This window comes from Criblamydia sequanensis CRIB-18, from assembly GCF_000750955.1.
Lineage (GTDB): Bacteria > Chlamydiota > Chlamydiia > Chlamydiales > Criblamydiaceae > Criblamydia > Criblamydia sequanensis.
Map to the genome: position 1 here is coordinate 29,985 of NZ_CCEJ010000011.1, position 22,035 is coordinate 52,019.

At 36.9% G+C, this 22,035-nt stretch carries 6 protein-coding genes; all 6 read left to right on the forward strand.

What is annotated here, in order from left to right; all coding sequences use genetic code 11:
- The first annotated feature begins 80 nt into the window (after positions 1–80).
- The 6 genes from CSEC_RS10890 to CSEC_RS10915 all read left to right on the forward strand — a co-directional run bounded on the left by CSEC_RS10890 (position 81) and on the right by CSEC_RS10915 (position 21,998).
- Positions 81–578, forward strand: a complete 498-nt coding sequence (locus tag CSEC_RS10890; protein WP_041018516.1) for a hypothetical protein — start codon at positions 81–83, stop codon at positions 576–578.
- A 92-nt stretch (positions 579–670) separates the two neighbouring features.
- Complete coding sequence (locus CSEC_RS10895; protein WP_041018517.1) at positions 671–4,120, forward strand: hypothetical protein; 3,450 nt, start codon at positions 671–673, stop codon at positions 4,118–4,120.
- Between the two features lie 995 nt (positions 4,121–5,115).
- Complete coding sequence (locus CSEC_RS10900; protein ID WP_041018518.1) at positions 5,116–6,756, forward strand: coiled-coil domain-containing protein; 1,641 nt, start codon at positions 5,116–5,118, stop codon at positions 6,754–6,756.
- Between the two features lie 361 nt (positions 6,757–7,117).
- Positions 7,118–8,386: a tRNA (N(6)-L-threonylcarbamoyladenosine(37)-C(2))-methylthiotransferase MtaB gene (gene mtaB, locus CSEC_RS10905; protein WP_041018519.1), complete on the forward strand. Its 1,269-nt coding sequence runs from the start codon at positions 7,118–7,120 to the stop codon at positions 8,384–8,386.
- 47 nt (positions 8,387–8,433) lie between these two features.
- Positions 8,434–9,453: a hypothetical protein gene (locus CSEC_RS10910; protein WP_041018520.1), complete on the forward strand. Its 1,020-nt coding sequence runs from the start codon at positions 8,434–8,436 to the stop codon at positions 9,451–9,453.
- A gap of 50 nt (positions 9,454–9,503) precedes the next feature.
- Positions 9,504–21,998 (forward strand): ankyrin repeat domain-containing protein, encoded by a 12,495-nt coding sequence (locus CSEC_RS10915; protein ID WP_041018521.1) that lies wholly within the window; start codon positions 9,504–9,506, stop codon positions 21,996–21,998.
- Positions 21,999–22,035: the final 37 nt, after the last annotated feature.

The following is a 22,035-nucleotide window of genomic DNA, read 5'->3' on the forward strand; positions in this document are numbered from 1 at the left end:
TATTATACTTATCTTAATATATAATTAATGATGAATAGATAATCTAATAGTTATTAATAAAGAACTATTTTCGAGGACTTATGCAGTTTTTTAATGCCATATGGGGAAAAGGGGCTGCCCCTGCGGAGACAAAACCTACCCAAGGTCAAGCAGGATCTTCACATGCCGGAGGCGTTTTAAACACAGATAATGGACCAAAAAAGGTTCAACCAAAAAAAGAGACCGGCGGTCTTCTTGGAACTTTATTTAATAATAGTTTCGTTCAACAAGCTGTCATGTGGTCCGCCTTTAAATCAGAAGATCAAAAGCCTTGCAGGGAAAAAGTTGAAAATACCCTTGGTCCCGATTTTGTTAAAGTCGCGGAAAGTTTTGTCCCTGCGTCCGAGGACCTTGTAAAAAACTCTCTCCAGGAGAACTGTGCTTTTTTACTGCCTCTCCTTGAAAATAATAAAGAGTTTCTTCGTGAATTCATCACCACCGCTTATTTAAAACTTTTTGGAAATGTAGCCGCTAATATTCAAGAAAGCGGAAGAGCCACAGGCGATGGTGGGGAAGTGATGGGAAAGTTGAATTTATAGATGTCTTAAGTTTCCTCTTTGAAATCTCAAATCGTCATTTTGATATTATCCGTGAAGACTATTTAGAGATTGAGCAATCTTATCAGGAGCTTTTGGGTGCGGCTTCATCAGATGAGCAAAGAAAAGAGCTTGAAAAAGAGAAAAACGCAAAACTTGCGGCTCTTTTTGAGCCGATGTCGGAAGAAATCCTGTTAATTTGCTACCCGAACGGAAAAGAAGATTTAGGGGTTGGCAAACTTTATAGTGGAACTTTATGGAGCGCTTTAAAAGCGTCGGTGATGCCGGCTTTTTCTGAAGCCCTCTTTACTTTGATTGATAGAACCCACCATGAGTCTGATAAAGATATCAGGGCTTTAAGACAGCCGGGCGGAGCAGCCTTAAAGGAGCTTGCACCATTACTTGGTAAAAAAGGGATAGGGCTTGCAAAAGAATCGCTACAGGAAGAGAAAGTCGCAAACCTTCTTTTAAGACCCTATCTTTCTTCAAATAAGGACCTTGCCGATACCACAATTAATGCTTTTGTCAGAACAATGAGCCGTGCTGCAAACTCATCTGATCCAAACATTCAAGAGGTGTTTAATAGATTAGAAACCCAGAGCACAACTCTTATCCTGCACGCTTTAACACAGCTTGGAGTTCAAAATAAAGAATTTAAAGGCAATCTAACTGCCAAAGCAATGGATGCCCTTCTTGATATTTTTGCCGAATTTTTCGTAAACCAGAACGAAACTCTTTTGCATAAGCTTAAAGAATTTGAGCAAATAAGCGATCCGAAAGAAAGGGAAAAAGCGCAACATGAGCTTTTTAAACCTCTTGTAGAAGAACTTTTAGAAAAAACCAACTTAAAAAATGACCCTCTAGTCCGATTATTCGGAAAGCCGCTTCTTTATAACATTGTTTTTAGCTTGCATGAGAAGTTTATCGGTTCACAATCTACTCTTTCTGACTACAAAGAAAGAATGCTTAAGGTGATGCTCGGTCAAACAGAACCGTCTGAAGTGGTATTTCAAGATAGCCAAGTTTCCTTTGATGAAGAAATTAGCCGTACATTTGAAGGCCATAAAGAAAGCGACGTTGATTTAGAGTTGGGAGATCCCTCATTAACGCCTTCCAAAGAAAAAGAAGTGGACGACTCGGAAATTATTAGGGAAAGCGCCCCCTTAGCTCGGGCTCCAATTGAAACTCAAGAAAGAATGCCTGCGGAAGTACAAGAGAGCAGGCCGGCTCAATTATCGGTTTTAGAAACCTTGCTAAACGCATCTGAAAGCGAGGAATCGCTTGATAAGTATGTTCTATTTTCAGATAGTATCGACGGGGTTGAAAAATCTCTGGGGATTCTTGCAAAAGATATTACAGACCTTGCAGCAAGCACCGTTCAAAAAAATAAGGCAGCCATTGCTGAAACCATAGCTAAAACTGCAGGTCTTGGAAATAAAGCGGAAGGTGAGCTTGTAGATGCGATTCATCAAGTTGTGGGTGAAAGAGTCGAGGCTTCCGAGAAGTCCTTGCAGTACGCACAAACTTTAATTCAAAACACTCTTTTCCGAATCTTTGTCCTAACTGCTGAAGCGGAAGGAAAAGATCCTGATCTTTTAGCGGCCAAGGTCATTCATCGAATCACTTCTAGACTTGGAGAGCAAATTCCGGTTGTTGAAAAAGACATACGTGCGATTCTTGCAAGAGACGATCTTGCAGAAGAAGAAAAAAAAGTTGAAATTGCTAAACTATTTATTCCGGTAGCCCGTGAAATTTTGGGAGTGGCCGGTAAAAATTCAGACGGGTCCTTAAAAATTTGGAGCAGCCTTGGCATTGCTAGGGAATGGGAGCCTCTTGTTGAGTCTCAAGTCGAGCAAATTCTACCTCAATTCTTAAGCCGGCTTTATATGGATATGACAAGCTGGGTTAGAAGCGGCTCTAAAGTTGAGCCTGTCTTAGAAACTGTTGCATCAAATGTACCAACAGTTACAAAAAAACTGACAGACTTTATTGAAGCTTTTATACCTCTCTACGTTAAGCAAAATGCAAAACAAATCAATAAGCTTGTGATGAACAATGCTAATAAATATTTTGCCTACCTAAGTCCGGACGATAGAGCTAAACTTGGCTCCCTTATAGAAAGAAATATTGTGGCTGTTTCGCAAGAGGAAGGGATGAACCCGGCTTACCAAGCCGTTGCAGCTTATGCAAAAGGTTTTGTGACAAATGTTTTAGGTCAAGGCCTTATCAATTTAAATGAAGCCGAGAATATGGATAAAGTAAGAGACGTGAAGACCGGGGATACCCTCTTGAATCCGTTCCTTTTGAATATGTTTATATCGGTTATGAGCGAGTCTTCAGAACACTTTAAAAAGATTTCTAGCTTGCAAACAGCCGGAAAACCTTCTTATGCTCTCGATCACCAAGAATTGCTTAAAGAGTTTAATAAATCAGGCCTTTTGCACCAAGCTCTGGCATTCGACATGGATCCAACTAAATCAGAGGCTGAAAAACGTCAACAGCGACTTGAAAAATTCTTTAAGCCGCTCGCGGCCGATCTTCTTGCCATCGGGGGAAAAACGACTGTCCCGGATGATTTCCCGATGACTGAGATGCTGGATAAAGAAGAAGTTTGGACGACTTTTAAAGAGAAGATGCTGCCTGAGATGTTAATGGGTCTTTATGACGAACTCTTAAAACCTTCCAACATCCATAAGGTGATGGGGAATGTTATAGACTCTCTTTCTGAAACCTTAAATATGATTGATGAGAATGATGCAGAGGAAGAAAGAGAAGTCGCTACCTTAAAAAGCCTCAATCCGGCTCAAAGAGCCCTTAATGAAGAAGCAGGTAAGCTAATTCATAATCTTGTGGGCATGTTTCCGGTTTCTGCAACCAAGTTCTTATTCAGCGTTGGAAAAATCAATAAAATGTCGGCTGAAACTTTAGGGGCCAAAATTCTTGAACAAACTAATTCCAATTCTCTTGCGGACCTTGTGAATCATCTTTTAGCGGGCGTTGAGTTTTCTCTTCCAAGCGACCCTCCGAAAACAGAAGCTGAGATTAAAAGAGAAGAAAAAGCCTTAAGTCAAGAAGTTAAAGACAAGATGAGAAACTTAATTAGCAGCGAAGCTAAAAAACAAACTAGAAACTTTGTAAAAAATACCCTTAACAGTTGGAATAAATCTTTAGAGAGCTCGGTAGAAAAATACTTTGGAAAACCGGGTCTTGCCGTAAAGAATTTCTTCGGGTCCATCTTAAGCGGCATTTCAAGTTTTATTATGCCGGTTCTTAACTTTATTGTTTTCAAATGCCTATGGGTGATAGTGGACTGGTATATCGGCTTTAGAGTAAGCGAAGTTATGAAAGACACTTCCATGCCTATCCATGAGAATCTAGCTTTTCGAATGACCGAAAGAGTGGTCAAACAGATGAGAACTGAAGTGGATGCAACCCAAAAAGCTAAGGAAGAAGCGCTTCGCGCTGACAAGATACGAAAAAAAATGGATGAAGAAAAGTTGAAGCGGGAAAGAGAAGCAGCTCTCAGATCTCAGCTTGTCCATTAATTTTTTTCGTCGAAATCCTATATTAGACCTTTTTACGAAAACCTCTCATATAACTTGGTTCTCGCAATTCATAATTAGCGTAAATTTTAGCTTGTTGTCGATGGCCTGATCAAGTAAGTAGAGTCGTCCCGAACCGGAGAAAATCCTCCTACATGAGAGCCTTCTTTTGAAATTCGCAAAAGCGTTTTAATTATCAACAATTGTTTAGATCATGATAGAAAACTTCCTGAAATTTAAAAGGAAGTTATTGATGACCTGCCATTCATTAACCCCCTGGATATATAAGACTTGAATAATACACAATCGTTAGGTCCCTCATTTTTCATGGTTGGATTATAAAGGATTTGCTAAAATTTACGGCTTAAAACAGAAGAAAGTTGGGTAAAGCGATATCTTCTATTTGTGCTATGTTCAAATTGTTTTGGTCTTTCTTAATCAACTGATCCTAATTCCTATTATTTGATGAACATCGCTTTCTACTATTCGGGAGTAAGAAATCCTCAAGGGGTAAAGACTTTAAACTGGTTGTTTTCCCTTAGAGGCTCAGGCTGTGAGCCTTCTTCTTTATTACACCTTGCTCAAATGCTTGAGCTACCCGGCAATCTGTGTTTGGTCGATTTTCCAGGAAATAGCTTGCAATACAGAAGGAATCTTTAAAGATTATGATTGTCATGAGTGGTTTAATTTGATGATAGGGTAAGCGCTTTGAAAATCCGGGTGTTGTCAGGCCTTCTTTTGGGGAATTATCTCCCTTTTAACGAGAGAACTCGAAAACCATTTAGTTGGGTTTGTGGCTTTGAACTCGACCCCGAAATTATGGCTAGAACCCGCCGCAACATGTGCTAAGGAATATAACTTACCGGACTTTGATCCAAAAATGTAAACATTCATCCAGCATCCTTCTTAAGAAACATTCGATAGAATTATGGATGGTTACATTGCTATCTCCTTAATAATAAATAAGCAAAAAATGGGTAATTCAATTAGGTATAATTATGAATTTTGAAACAAATTCTTTTAGTATAGATAGAGATAGCTCTTTGGATATTTTCAAATGGGGACCGTATGTTTCTCATGTTGAGCCTGAACCTGTATCCAATATCCTTAATTCAAGCCCAAAATCCGTAAAACCTAAGAGATATCGTAGATCCTATAATACAAAAGATGAATCCCGTGTAAAAAAGGCTTGGTTTATATTTTTAGAATTGCTTCCCCGATTTATTTTGTTTAGATCACAAGAACAATTACTTTCGCAACGTTTTTTGAGGGAGATTGAGTTAGATGATGACAGTGATGTGATGCAAAAAATGAATGATTTGTTTTCAGACTTGCCTCATACAGAGGAACAACTGCTTAACCTTGATGGAAAGGTTAATATGTTTTATTCAAAAGAATTACATCCATCAGGTTCAATAGGTAAAATGATCCTTCTTGCTAAATCTTCTAGGGGGAAATATAAATTAACTCCTCACAAAACTCTTATGAACCGTATTTATGAAGAAGTGCAAAAGTTTAACACGGAAATTTGCGAACGCTGGGAAGTCTTTATTTTAAAGCATCATTTTAGACTTGTTAGTCAGGAAATAAGTGACTTTCAAAAAGGGTATAGACTTTCCAAGGTAACACTTAGGGAATCAAATCGAATTATTACATATGTATTAAATAAATATTTTCGTTCGAATTCACCTAAACTAAGAAGTTCTTTTTATCATCTTCTTAATCCGGCGGTACAACAATTAACAAATTGTGAAGAAAAACTAATTAGCGATTTGTGCGAGTTTGAAAAGAAAGAAATTGATATTCAAAATAGTGAGATTCAGCCTGAATTGAATAGACTTACTGCTGCTCGTGAGGCCTATTTGACAATTTTAGAGGATATTGGGGATGTGGTGGAAGAATCTATTCCTGAAATCAGAATAGAAGCTGAGAGATCAAGAGAACTCCTTATAAAGAAATTGGTAGGATTTGATCAATTTCTTACAGATAAAATGAACTCAACCCAAAGTGCCTTTGAGTCCCTGAGCCTCTCTTTGAAGGGGTACGATGACACAAGTGAGATATGCAGAAAGAGAATTGCAACTCTAAAGAAAGAAATCACGGAAAATGAAGATAAAATCAGAGTTCTTGAAACCAAGATTAGCGCCTTAAGAGAAGAGCAGCGATCTAAACTTACAGGGGTCATTTACCAACTTGAGGAAATGATAAAAGAACATAAATTATCCTATTCGGCAAGTCTCATTCAGCCCGGACAAGTTCCAAAAATGCAAAAAGGAATAATCAATAAAGAAACAAGAGAGAAGTTTTTTAAATTGATTAGGGAACGTGATTGTTTGACTTTAATTATAGAGACGGAACATTTTTCAAAAACAAGTGCTGAATATTATCAAGAGATTTCAGAATTGGAAGATGAAAATAAAAAAATGTTGGTACAAATCAAAGAAGAAGAGTTGAGTCTTGCTCAATGTGAAATGGGTAAATCTTGTGACTCATTTAGTTTTTCAGACAGTGAGGAGCAAATTCGCTGTCTCACGAATATTCAAGATTATTTTCGGGGATTTTTAAAAAAAGAATTATTATATAAAGAAGGTCCTTGCAAAAAAGAAAAACAGTCTTCCGAAGGAGAAAAAGAAATCTAACCAACTGTTCATCACATTTCTGATGGGTATCAATAACAAGGTAAAGACTAAGAACACAAGTTGAGATCGTTGAATGACCTCTAGCATAAAAAAAACTCTAAAATCGAGTCTGTAAATTTTTATCTGTAAAAAATGATTAACTGAATTTTAGTAAAAAGCCGGCACTTATAACTCTCCATAGCCAAAACCTCCTTAGGTCAGGGCGAAGTGCCCCTGGCTTTAGATATAAACTTCCAACCTGCTTAGCCAGATTTAAATTCCAACTACCGGCTTTTTTATAAAATTCCGACTTTTGAAACACATTGTATATATATTCTTTTTAAGCTATCCTAATTGACCTTAAAACCTTAAAAAAAATGTTATGACTCACCAAGAAAGACAGAAGTACCGCGTTGTTTCCCTGGGCTGCCGAACCAATCAATATGAAGGGCAAGCTTTTCAAGATCAATTAGAAGCCTCAGGCTTTAGTTTGGCAAGTCAAAATGAAGCTGCCGATATTTGTATTGTTAATACGTGTACTGTTACAGAACAGGCGGATTCGGCCAGTCGGCATGAAATAAAAAAACTAAAAAAAGAAAACCCCAACAGTAAAATTATTGTCACGGGTTGCTTTGCTGAGAATCATCCGGAAGACGCCGCTTCAATTGCCGGAGTCGATAAAGTCGTCTCAAATAAGGATAAGGAAAACCTTTTATCTCTTGTATACCCTGAGAAAGAATTTCCTGAATTCAGCGTTAAAAGATTTAATGCCAATACAAGAGCTTTTGTAAAAGTCCAAGATGGCTGTAACTCCTTTTGCAGCTATTGCATTATTCCCTATGTGAGAGGAAGGTCTCGCTCAAGATCTTTAGACGATATTCTAAAAGAAATTCAAGACCTGATCGATAATGGCTTTAAAGAGATTGTCTTAACCGGAATTAATATTGGAGACTTTGACGGCGGTTCGGAAAATCCACCTGTACGGCTTGCAGAACTTGTTCGAAAAGTTGACAGTATGGAAGGGATACATCGTATACGAGTTTCTTCAATTGATCCCGATGAAGTGGACGAAGACTTAGCCGACGCCATTTTAAACGGAAAAAAGACCTGCCATTCCATGCACGTCGTTCTTCAATCCGGCTCTAATGTTATTTTAAAGAGGATGAATCGAAAATATACAAGGCAAATCTTTTTTAAGACGGTGGATTTTTTAAGAAGCGAGAGTCCCGACTTTACTTTTACAACAGACATTATCGTCGGTTTCCCGGGTGAAACAGAAATAGACCATCTAGATACTTTATCTGCGATGAGAGAGGTCCGTTTTGCAAAAGTCCATATGTTTCCCTATAGTGATCGAGAAAGAACTAAGGCGTCATCCATGCCAAATAAAGTCTCTCCTTCCATTATCAGTCGAAGAAAACAAGAAGTCTTACGTTTATCCGAGAAGCTAAGTTTTGAGCTGAGAGAATCTTTTTTAGGCAGAGAAATGACAGTCTTAACAGAAAAAAGAGAAGGTCAGGGAAAGATAGAGGGGCATACCGAAAACTTTCTAAATGTTTTGATCCAATCGGACACACTTAAACCAAATGAGATTGTTCGTGTTAAATTAATTGAAAATACACCTGCCGGATTGATCGGAGAGCTTCTCTAGAATTTCGAAAGAAGTCCAATATTAAAAAGAAAAAATAGTTAAAGAATATGCATATCAGGATAAACGATCGTTTTCGCCCCTTCACAAGAAAGCCTGGAACACTTTTGCTTATCCCCGGCACTTCTTTAGGGGTTAAAATTTATCCTGCGAAACTTTTTTTCTTCGAGTTGGATTCTAAAACTCCAAATCCCTTATTTGAGATGGACTTAAATTTTGAGGGGATTGCGAGCCGTTTTTTAGCCCTTGCTGATCTAGAAAGAGGCAGAATCCAAGTACAGTTTAACACATCTCAAGGTGAAAGAGTGGTCTATCGATTGCTTAGAGAGGAGAATAAAATCCTATTTGTCTTCGATAAAAAACCAAGTTCACTTACCCTTTGGCTTAACAAAAACCCAACTATAGAAGAAGAGTTCTTTGTACTTCCCTACAGTCCGAAGGGCGAGCAAATTCCCGTCAAGGAGAGACTTTCTTTAGGTGTCAATAAAGCCCAAGATTTTGATAAAATTAAAGAGAGAAGCTCTTTAAAAGAGTTAATACCCCTTTGGTTTTTCCTTGGTAGTCTGACCCCGAGAGGCAAAGACCCTTTGCAGTCTTTCTCAAAAAAAGAAGAGCTTGAGGATTTCCTTGAGAAAACGCTTCAGCTAGAGTTTTCTGGGATTCTTGCCCCTGATGCTTCAAAAACCTCTTATCTAGCCCCTCATAATAAGCCCTTAGAACACTCTCCTTTTTCGATTTTAAACGAGGGCTATCTTCTTATTAAATCCCTCTTCATTCAGGAAACGGAAGACACCCTCTTCATTCTTCCTCATCTTCCTCCGTTTTGCAAGACAGGACGTCTTAAAGCTGCTCTAACTAATGGGTTTATAGAGCTTGAGTGGAGAAAACATAAGGTCTTAAAACTAATTTACCATTCTTTTGAGGATCAAAAACTCAACCTGAAGATGGGAACTCTTATCAAGCAATGTCGTTTTTCTGACTCAAAGGAAAGCAAAATTAACATTACTAACTTTCTTAATATTTCCTTTAAAAAAGGTCATTCTTATTACTTTGATAAATTTATCATTTAAAATACTATAAATTACCTCAAAAAAATGATAAACTTATCTTGGAGGTAATTATGGTGTTTTTACCTAAGGATTTGCCTGCTCCCTTACAAAAAAAGCTATCGGTTTTGTCGGAAACAGAAGTCGTTCAGCGACTTAAGGAATCCAATGAAGACCTTGAGCTTTTCCTCTCCGCGGCCTCCGTTGATAAGGCTTGGGCAAATGATAGAAAAGCTTTTGTCTTACATAAAAAATTAATCCAAGTCATCCCTTTTTCAAATAGCCGGACTGCTTTAAAGATTCTGGAAATTTGCGAATCCTCCGATTTTTTCTTTGATCGATTTAAAGAAATTGCGGGCTCTTCAAAAGAACTTATGAAAAGCTGCTTAAAATCAGCTTTGAAAAATCCCAAGTGGTTGCAGGAACATGCCAAAATTCGAAATCAACTGGTTGAAGTTTGTTTCAACCATCAATTTAACCGGGGAAAAATTTCTTCAGCTTTAAATAAGTTGGTTCAAAGCCAGGACTTCTTTCTTGAAGGGTCCGCTGATAAACTAATAGAAGAGGCTATAAGGAATAAGGATGATAATTTAGCTGCTTTTTTAATCGAGAAAAAAGCTTTTGTTCAACCGGCAGTAAAAGAAGAGCTTTTTTCTCTTTTAATTCAATCGGGTAAAGCAGAGCTTGTTGAATCGGTAAAGATCCTCTTAAAGCTTATTTTGCTTCGTTCTATTGAAGATAGACCTCGAGACATAATGAAAGAATTACTCTTCCATTATGATTATTTGATTCGGTTTGATAAAAAAGAAATTGAAAAACAAAAGAAGAGCCTGCTTATCGTAAAGTTATGTGCTGCTGCAGGTTTCAAACAGGAAGAGAGCAAACCATCCCAAACAACTTCCTTCTTAAGAAAAGATAGCCTTCAAATCGAAAGAGAGAGAGTCCTTGAACCCGTAAAGAAAAAGGCGGAAGATTTAAGCATAGGGTATGAAGCTTTTCATGCGCTTCCGGAAGAGGAAGTTCTAAAAAAAATATCTTCTTCAAAAGAACTTATAAAATTGGTGGAATGGCTTAAATACACACCTTTAGCAAAAACATGGCTTGAAGAGCATCCAAGAGTACTAAATATTATAAAAAATGAATTAAGCAACGCCAAGTTGATTGATCAAAAAAAAGAGTTTTTTAGCGTTCTCCATACCTTAAAAATCCTAGAAAATAAGGATTATCAAATCTTATTAAAAGAGGCGATAGAAAATAACGATGAAAGTTTTGCCTTCTATCTTATTTCGGAGCTAGACCCTTTTGTTTTAAAAGGCGGGTTTCAAGGTAGATCCTTTATAGAAATAGCCGTCGATCATTTTGGTTTTTATTCAATTGCGCTAAAGCTTATAGAAAAAGGGGTTTCAATCCTTCCTCTGCTTAATCAACAGGGGATCCTTTTTCAAACCCTAGGCAACGCTTTAGGAACGCTTAAGAAATCAGAAGACGCGATTAAATTTTTAAATGAGCTTGTAAAAAACAAAAGAGTCTTTCAAGGGTTGGATTCTAGTGATAGGTTAAAAATTTTCAATTTACTGCTATCTGACGAGTCGAATTTAGGTGAAGAATTAGCTATTAAATTTGTTCTAGTTGACAAATCCTTCATTACCTTAAGAGATGAAAACGGAAATACTCTTTTGCATAAAGCCCTAATGGAAAGGAACTATAAACTGGCAGAAGTTCTTCTAACTCTTGCAGATGAACATCTTCTTAAAAGTCCCAATAAGGAGGGGATAACACCCCTTTATCTAGCTTTAGAAAAAGAAAGAACAGAGTTTATCTATTTTCTTTTAGATAGCGGGGTGTCCTTAAGCGACCCGGTAGACAAGGATGGAAATACAGCTCTTCATTTAGCTTATATTAGAGACGAATATTTTGTGATTCAAAGTCTGCTTAATTATGGTGCACACCCTTTTATAAAAAATTATAAAGGCGAAAGAGCAATCGATTTATCTAAAGAGACTGATGACAGACCCCCTCCCTTAATTGATAACGAAGAAAGTTTAGAGGACTTAACTACAACCATAAACCTAGCCAATTTATTTGCGGATCATTTTTTCCAAAACATGAAAGATGAAGAGGGGCGAAACCTAGAGGGCAACGTTTTTTTTCTTTCTATTCGATATTTTAGAACTCTTTTAAAAACTTCCTTGCAAGATTCTGAAAACTTAACAGTAAAATCCTATAAAAATAAATTAAAGGAGTTGGAAAATCGATTAAAGAAACTGGAAGCTTTTGCTAAAACACTGGCAGACATCCCTTTAATAAAGACTGAGTATGATAAAAAAAGGGCTTTTACCTTATTAGAAGATCGAATCCGTCATCAGGTTAAGCGGCTGAAGGAAGGTGAGGCTCTTTTAATACCCTCCGGTTGGGTAAATCATGCGATGCTGCTTGAGGTTAAAAAAGAAAAAGAAGGCTATGCCCTAACTATTTTTAATACGGGGGATGGGACACCTTTTCATGAAAGATTTGTCACTCATTCAAAAACTTATATTAATCCTGTCCAAATTTACGAAAAAGTGCCCTTAGAGCGGATTATCGAAACTGGCTTTTTAAAGACGCTTTTAGAGATTAAAACAGAAACCAAGGAAGCTTCGTATGGAGCAAGTGATCTTTATATGGCCGCTTTCAAACGTTTCGAACCTTTTAAAAAAGAAGTGCCTAAATCCGAAAAATTGTTTTTAACGGGACAAAGAGCCGGAAGCTGTACTATGAGGGTACAAAACGCTTATGTGAAGAATTATTTTAAAAATGAGCCTAACGGGGCATTAATCCTTTACGAAATGAAAAAAAATGCCTTAAAGGAAGTACTGAAAAAAATTAAAGCAAGTCCCGAAGTTCCAAAAAACGATTCATTTGTAACAATAGTTAAGGGAGCTCTAGAAGATTTTAGCAGAACCACCCTGAGCCATTTTTTAACAGGGGTTGGTGAAGAAGAGGATTTTTTTAATCACGTCTATCTATCAGATTTTAAAGACATCCTAAGAGAGTTAAATATTGATACGAAACTAAAAAGATTCGAGAATCTTAAGAATTCGGAATTACAATTAATTGAGAAAAGACTTTTTGCCCATGCTAAAGCTAGGAAAAAAGGAAAGAGAAAAATAAAAGACCCCCTAGGGAATAAAACGGCTATAGAATCCCTTTTTCTCATACACGAAATTTTTGATTTAATGCCGGCTTTAAAGGATTCCTCTTCACACCCGGATTTTAGTTTGCCCCAAGGTCTTTTATCTAATAAAACGGTTTTAAAAGAGAGTGTAAGCCGTCTTTTATCGGGGTTAGAGAAACCGGGTAGAATTTCAGGTGAAAAGGAAGAGCCGGCAGCTCAAATATCACCTTATTTCGAATGGGGTAAAGAAAGCAATCTCAAAGACATCTTGAAAAACCTTCAAAATCAAACTGATTTTATCGATAGCTACGCCAAATTTGAAACGACCCGAACTAAAGAAAAGAAGGTTCTAGATTTATCTTCAAAAGTGCTATCGGAAATGAGTCTGCCCCCTATAGATCGTGTGGCGCTTAAAGATTTGTCTCTTATTGAAGTTAAGAATGCCCTAGAAAATCTTGATCGCTTAACCAAAATAATCATGGAAAATATAAACCATGATCCTATTGCTTACCCTGACAGGATCATCGCATTATATGCAGCTATTGCTTGGATTCATGCTCTTTCTGAAGTTTACGATCATGAAACGACCCCCGATATTTTTCCTTTAAGGGATTTTGCCATAGACACAACTCTCTTAACAGATCTAGAGCAAAACTTTCATAATGTGATTTACGATCCTGAACTTAAATCCAGATTGAATGGTTTGATCAATTATTTTAATCAAGTGAACTCATCAAAATCCACCTCTATGACTCTTTTTGCTTATCCCAAATGGCCTGGAAAAGAAGGGAGCATTCAACTCCCTCTTCCGGCTTTTGGCGAACACCAGTACTTGCAAGAAATTGTTAGAGATCTAGAGAAAAAGGAAAGCGGGGTTTTAAAGCTGATAGATAAGAGGTATGAGAAATTAGATTACTCGATAAGAAAAAAAATCACTTTAAGTGACTTTAGAATCGCTTCCCTTTTAGTTTCAAAATCCCAATTGCCGCTTACATTTTCAATGGCGATGACGGTATTTAACATGGCTTATTTCTTATGTCATGCCACATCTAGTGATATTGAAGACAAAGGTTCCTTGCCTCAAGGCCCTATCCTAAAAATTACGGAAAAAAGCAGCGATTTAAAAGGTGAAAGAGATTTTGTATTAGATTATAACTTTGCTATAAGAAGAACTCTTAGAGATAATATTTTAAGAAAACACCTTTCTTCAAATAAAATAAAGGGAATGGGCTCATATGCCAAGACACATGGACCTTTAGCTGAACACTATTCTGAAGGGTCTTTACCCACCCAAACCATCGATGCCTTAAGCCCCGTTACTTCCGAAAATCAATACACCTTGCAATCTCCAACAACCCTACGAGGCATTCTTGCAGTCTCACTGAGCCATCCACTTAAGTTTTATCATTTGATCGATTGGTTAAAAAACTCTTCAAAAGAGCTTTTTGAGAAAGAGAAAAGAGTTTTTCTTTCATTAATTTTATTTAAAGGGAATGACCTTGCTAATGCTTTAAAAGAAGACCCCTCGCTTGGAGATAAACTTTTAAAGGCTCTTTCTGTATCCTTAGACGAGATCTCTTTTTCATTAATTAGTTTAAAAGAGAGTGTTAATGAAAAAACTAAAGGGGAGTTAAGTTCTCTTTCTGAAGCTAAATTATTTTTAACCCATCAAAAAATCAGATTTCTTAAATTTCTCCAAAATGAAGGGATTCTTTCTCAAGAAGAGGCTCAAAATTTAGTCACTAACGAAAGGTCTCAAATACTCGATTTATTGAAATTCGGAGAATCATTTAAGATTGAAGCCATTAAAAATTTTTCAAGGGATTGCTTCCTAGCAAGTTTTCTTTACTTTCCCCCTAAAGAAAAAAGCGAATATTATTTATTACTCGACCAATTCCTTTCGCAGGAAGAAGACCAAAATACTGTTTTAGACCCCTCCATACATCATGATGCCATAAAAGGCTTTTTAAGAGCCTCTGATGGGTTGTCTTTGCTCTTTGAGGAACCCGAAAATGAAAATGGTTCTTTTATCAGACATTTTCTTAAGCAAAAATTTGATATCATAGTTAGCCAAGGGACGAAGTTTCTCATTCGGTACCCCATAGTTGAATTTAGCGCTTTTAACAGTGAATTCAAGCTTGATTTAATGACCGGGTCTTTAAGGCAAGATGGCCTTCTTCTTCAGGACTTAAGCGACATTGAGAGTCATTCTTTGTATATCGAGCTTTTTAAAGACGAAAAATTAAAACCCGGAAAAGTCATTAAGGGCAACGATGAGATTCTATTTGAAGGATGGAGAGGAAAAAATAAAATCATCTTTACTTTAGGTCAAATTTCCAAAAAAAAGCAGCGTTTAAAAATCGAACAGGAATTTGAAGGGGAACTTTTTAAATACATTCCCAATAAAAAAATTCCTAAATTCCCTGACTGGTTTCCTTTAGAAAAATTACCTGTTACAGAAAATTATACTTTTTGGGCTTCTAACACTAGTGAGAGAGTTCTTATCGTTGATAAGACAACCAAAGAGATCAAAGAGGTTGATAGCTTTGGGGCGATTAAAATTGAAGGAGAGCTTTATGATTGGTTGGAGGCTTCAAAAATTCCAAGCGCCAAAAGTTTATTCCAATTAGATGACGTCCCTTATGTAGCTGTTTTAAAAAAAGAAGAGGGGATTCATGAATTTGATCTTAGGATTAAATATAACAGGCTTATAGATGAAAAAGGCATAAAGCTTGAATTTAGAAGAAACACTCATAACCAGTGGGTTTTTCTGCAAGATCCCAACTTTCATATAGCTGAAACGCAAAAAATCCGGGGAATAAGCCCTACTTTCAAAAATTTTCTTGTGCTTGAGAACGATAAAAAGGAAAGGAAGGTCTTAATTTCCCTTAAGACCTATAAAGACAGGCATGAAACCGAACAAAATACTGAAGGAAAGTCAAGTTTTGAAACAGCTCTAATCGATTTGACAAAAGAAGGTAAACTAAATCCCAAAAAGACAAAAGATATCGTCATCGCAGCTTATTATTACACCTTAGATGGGAATTTGGAAGCAGCGCTTAGACTTTTAAAAGGGTTAAGGGGCCATAGAAGATTTTCAGGCGAAGAGCTTAAGTATTTGGGGTGGATAATTTTTAGCGGTTTAGAAACAGGTAATATGATTCCTGAAGCCATAGCTTTACGCAATTTTACCATTTGGCTTGTGCAAGAAAACCTTTTTCGGCATCCAAAACAGGAAAAGATTAAAGTGGATGCAGTTTCTATTTCTGATTTTTATGAAGCTCCGGAGTTATTTGAAGCCTTTTTTGAAAATCTAATTTTTTGGGGGGAAAAAGACAAATTCAGCGCCCTTGCCACAACTTCTTATACCGATTATTTAGATATTAGAAAAAAAGTAGATAACCGATTCAGACTCGATTCCTCAAGAAGCGAGAATCGGGAGGCTCTTTTAAAATGGCATGAGGAAAGCGCTTTCCTAAGCCATTTAGTTTCACATCCTCAGATTATCCTTCGTTTTAATCATATCATGAGTGAGACAAAGATCTATCAAAGACAAAAAATTGCCCCAAAATCTATTGGACGTGAGATCAAGGCTAACATCAAAGCTTTTGGTTCCACCTCTTCGCCCTTTGGCAAAGCAAACCTAGAGTCAACTCAAAAAGCGATAGACTGTCTTAGGAAGATAAGTTCGAGAACACGTCCTCAACATGAACTAAGGGACAATTTTTTAAACTTTTTGAAGGTCGCCGAGGAGGGGACTGCCAAAGAAAAGCAAGAACTTTTGTTTTTTCTTCAAGATGGCCGATTTGAGCCGGATGCTATCAATAAAGCTATTCGCGTTCTTCTTGAATCCGTTATCTTAAAAAAGGAAAATTATAAGCAAATGCTTCAATTGGTGAATCGAATTGCTAGTAATAGAGAAGCCAGGGAGTCGTTAGAAAGATTAAATGAACTTCTTAAAGAAGAAGAAGACTTAGAAATACCTGATTTGCCGCCTCTTGATTCCATTAAATTGAAGGATTTACCTGAAAAACCGATTCAGAGCCCCTTAAGTTTTGAACTCAAAGAAGGAAGTCGGGACTATTTTCTTAAAAAAGCATCCCTCGGAAGTCAGATTCTTATCTCCGGAAATAAAAAAAGAACCCATAAACCTTTCCCTGAATATAAGCCAAAAGACTCTTACTCTTATGAAAGATATCAAAAGCTTAAAAGAGACTATGAAGAGGGGTGCAGGCTTAATGATGAAAGCTTGATCTATTATTTAAATGAGGACCAGGAGCTAGGTTCGCTTCTTAAGGATTTAAAAGAAGGTCATAAAGAAGAGGAAATTAAAATAGGGGATCTCCTTTTAAAAGCTTGTCAACTATGGCTAAAAACCGATTATCAAGAAGATTTTTCTAGGGGGGTGGCGTTCAATTTAGAGCTTCTGGGAAGAAAAAAATCACCGCCTACTTTTCAAGAAATGGTCTCTATTTTCTTACAAAAAAATAAGCAAGGGTACACAAGATTTAATCCTAACTTAACCGAAGAAGAAGTTCAAACCCTCCACAATTTAATAGGTGAGATTGTAGTAAGAAGTGTCGATCATTCGGAAATTGGCAAAAGAATCGGACATTTAAAGAATTTGAAAAAGATGAAAGAGAAAGGAGATGAAACGTTTCAATTTGACACCCTCCAAAAACTTGGTTCATCCTATGCGGAAAACCTTAGTGTGGATCCTTCCTTAGACCCGGAGCTTGTTGTCTTTGAATGGGCAATGAATATGAGAATTCGTAAAGATCAGGTCGATGCCATTAAGCAATTTATGGATAATTCTGAAGGAAAGCCCAAAAATATCTTCTTACAAAAAATCATGGGAGCTGGAAAAACACTCGTTCTCGGCACCCTTCTAGCTTTAAAAAAAGCTGATGGGTATCATCTATCCGTATTAGTCCCTACCTCCTCTCTCTATGACCCGAGTGTAGATGATATGAGGATCCGATCTTCAAAAGTATCCGGTCAAAGAACTCAAAGCCTAAGCTTTAGAAGAGGGCCTGAACACTTTAATAAAAATTTCCTGATCTATTTCTACAATGTTCTTATCACGGCGATAGTAGAACAAGACTCTGTAATCCTGTCACCTGAAACCTTGCAATCTTTAGAAAACCAGTACCTCGATGCAAGAGAATCCTTATCCTTGCTTTACAGAAAACTAAAGCGTGAAAGCTCCAAAGGATCTATTTCTGGAGAAATTCAAACTTTAGGAGAAATTGAAACACTTGAAGCTTCGGCGCATATTCTTAAAAAGATTCTAAACTTATTTGCTGAGAGAGCAATTTTTACACTCGATGAACCGGACCAGACCCTTGAATCAAAAAAAGAACTTAACTTCCCTTTAGGAGATAAAGTTTCGCTTCCGAAAAAAGGGTTATATTTTGTTAAAGAGCTCTATTTACAAGCTGCATTGGATAAAGAAATTAGTGAGCTTGGATTGGATTTAAAAGCTAATAATCAAAGCGAGGTTCAAGAACCTTCTTTGCAGCAAATTGTTAAAATCATGACAAAAAAAGTTCTTCAACGTTTTGCGCTAAATGAGGAGTCGGCTGAATCCCTTGGCCTTAAGCCTGAAATAATACGTTCTATTAAGGAATTAGACTTATCTGATTTTCCCGATTCTTGCCTTCATAGTTTTAAAAGATCACTCTCTCACAATGTTTTGGAAGGGCTAGAAAAAGCCGTCGTAAAGCTTGGTAAAGACGCTTCCTTTGAAAGTGTTAGAGGATTTTTAAACGATAAGGAAAACAAAGAAGTTGAAGAGGAGGATTTTTACGAAAAATACTTACAGTACTCTGAACTCCTAGAGCTAAAAAGGATCTATCAATACTGGTCTTTAGAAGATAAAGATAGTCCGGAAGTCAAGAAAGCAAATGCTTTATTTATAAATGAATTGCATCAAAGAAATGCAGAAGCTGCCGAATCGGTGATACTAGTTAAACAAGAGCTTCAAGAATGGTTAAAAAGTAGTTTTGAAAAATCTTGCGACCTTCATTACGGTTTTTCAGAAGCAGATAAAACAAAACGGATTGCGATCCCTTATTCTGCTAATAACACCCCTAGCGAGAATTCTGAATTTGCCGATCCTTGGGAGATGGCTAACAGAACTTTACAGCTCTATATCTATAAAGGTTTGAATTTCGATGAGACTGTAAGTTTAGTTGAAAAACTTAAAGTAAAGGTAAAGCTTGAGCGTACCGAGTCGGGCGGCGGGGATCCGGATGAGACACCAACGGCTATTCTATTTTTTAAAGCCACAGGCCATCGATTATTAGCCGTCTCAAAAGGAGACATAGAACTTATTGAAGAGATTCAAAAGAAATTAAAAATGGGTAATGAGCAGGCTTTAGATTTAATGCTATCTTTTGTAATTGAAAATGTCATCGGGAAGGCTCACTTTTACACGGAGCAAATTAACTCAAATGCTCAAAATCTAGCTTCCATTCCTTTTTGCATTCAAGGGTATACGGGGACGATGGAAAACGCCGATACGTTTCCGGAACGGGTTGAACCCCATTTTGATTTTGGGACAAACGGTCGAATATTGGATGTTCTTTTAAATCGAAATAATGTCGTTCATACCCTTAAACAAGCCTCTCCTTTAGAACACTTAAAAGAGCTGCTTGGCTATGAAACCCTAAGCTCGCCAAAATCCTTAAAGGTTCATGCCCTTGTGGATTTAGGGCCCATCTATAAAGGAGTAGACAGTGTTTCAACAGCAAAAGAAATATTGCGTTTTTTCACTCATCATCCGGTTATGGAAATGAGAAAGATCAAAGGGGTTTTGACTTGGGATGATAAAACTAAACTCCTAACTTTTATCAAGCAAGGTCATGAAGAGAACCCGATTGTTTTGCCTTCAAGTGATAGTGAGACGATACAGGCCGTGACAGGACTAACAAAAGAAGAAATTTTTGTGTTCTACCCTCATCATAAGCTAACAGGGGCTGACGTTGAGCTTCCGGATGATGCCGTTTTCTTAACGACTTTTTCGGAAAAAACACCTTTAAGAGATTTCTTGCAAGGAAATATGAGGGCTAGAAAATTATTTCATAATCAAAAAGTTGAAGCCATTGTTTTAAATACTGTTGCTGACCTTATTTTAAAAACATTTGAAGATGAGGGTCAAATTTCTCTTGATCATCTAGTTCTTTTCTCTGAAATGAATGAAAGCGAGCGGCAAAGCCATGATTATCTGCAATCCGTCTTACAAAAATTAAACAATGAAGTTCGGAAATACGCTCTCGTTACTCTTTTCAAACAAAAAGATAGTTCTCAAGAAAATGAGGAATATGAAAAAGCAAGAGCTCTTTTTATAAGAGCTTCATATTTCAATTTATTTGAAACTTATGCAATCCCTCCAGAAAACCTTCCGAAAGCGGATTATATTAATGGTGTCATTGATTCCTATCTAAGGCCCTACCTTGGAATGACTATAGAAGAAGCTCTTGCAAAAAAAGGAGATGAATTTCACCCAAGGCTTCAAGAGTTGATTAAAAATTTATCCGTCATTAGGGATAAAGCTCTTGCTAAACTTCCTGAGACCATACCAGGGAAAGCAAATGAATTATCAGGAAAAGAGATAGTGGCCGAGCGATTGGAAGAAGTAGAAAGCTTAAAAGAGCAAAATTTAGAAAGCCAGTATCAAATTGAGTTAGAAGGGATAGAAGACGCTAGTAAAAAACCTAAAGCGGCTATTGAAATTCCTTGGAAAGAAAGCGCAATTCTTGCTTTTGAAAAGCATGGGTTAGTTCCGGTGGCTTTTCAAAAGCAAGAGAAAGGACAAATACCTGCTATTTTCCGACTCTCAGATGTTCTTAGAGCAAAATCTCCTATTTCCCAATTTTCTCATTGTTTTTCAGACAACCTTTTAGCGACTCAAAACTTTTTAAGTGTAATTGAAGGGGAGATAAATATTTTTGATTCGAATCAGAAAAAGATTTATGAGGTCTTAGTAACAAAAGATAAGGATGAGCAGTGGCAGGTTCTTCTTCTTTCTATAGCTGAAGCGGAAAGTTTTAAAAAAAATCTTCCCGATTTAAATAGGCCTGCTTGGCTTCTTTCTGCCGAAGGAGAGTTAATTCAAGCAAGCAAGAACAGTCCTTTTGATCCGGACTCTGAAATCCAAAAGTTATTAGTTGAGGTTCTATTTCTAAAAGGCAGCAACAAAACTTTAAGTCAGAGAAACTGGCGCCCCTATGTGGCTTCTTGGCTTGAAAATGAAGCAAAAATTAAGAAGTTTTTATACGAAAATGTTCTTCTTGCCGAAAGCGAGGAAGCCGAATCGACCTACTTCGGAAGCTTTTTTAATAAAATGCTTGTTGAGGCTAGCAAAAAAGATCGGGAAGATTTAGAAGTTGATTTCTTTTCAACTCTCGGTGTTTTAGCTGCCAATAATAAAACTCAAAAAGCGCTTATTCTTTTGCGCGGTTTGAAATCTTTAACCCCCTTGCCGATCGAAAGCTTTCCGATTCTTCTTTCTTCTTTGGCTTTAATTTTAGTAAATAGCGAAGAAATAAAATTTAAAAAGGCAGCAAGAACTTATATTTTTGAGGTTTTGTCAGAGCTTTTAAAGAGAGGGGAGGAAGAAGACTTAGGTTGGCTTCCTGATGCTTTGAATAGTTTAAATGGGGTTCATGACCTTGAATTTTCGAAAAAAATGGTCGAGGTTTCAGAGTGGCTTGTAAAGATTGGGAAAATTAAAGAAGCAGAAAGTCTAATTCTTTCACGGATTACAAATTTTAAATCCATACTTAAAGGAGACCTTTTAAGAGAAGAATCTTTCAAGGAAAAAATTCTTGAATTACGATATTTGCAATTAAAAATGATTTCCCTCATCGAAAATGAAGAAAATGCCCTTCTTATTAAAAAAACTTTTATGGGCTCGTTACATCATTTGGAAGAGTCTGCCGACCTAAAAGGTTTCTTTAAGGAATTGGCTCAAGATAAAAAGCTTCATCCGGCCCTTGATTTGATTGCAATGGAAACATTCGGAAAAATTGAAAATAAAATTTCTCAAGCGATAGACACCTCTTTTGGTAAAATGACCTGGGCTTCAAAAACTTTAAATGAGTTTGAAATCATAGCCCTTCTTGATGAGACTTTCTTCCAATATAAAGAGAGTTTACCTCTTCACTATGCCTTGGGATTAAAGTTACTTGAAAAAGTTGAGAGATTTACACAGGAATATGACTATTTAAGACAGCCCTATATATCAAAAAAAGCGATCCCCATTGCCGAGACTCTTGTAAAATCAGGTCAGATGGAGGCCGTCGAGTTAGGGAAAAAAATCGCTCGTCAATTTATAGCAAATAGCCCGGATTTTGAAAAACTTAATAGTGAGAGCAAAATAACGCTCGATGAGATTTTATCTCTATCGTAAACTGATTTCCATCTAATCTTTATTTGTCGATAAGCTC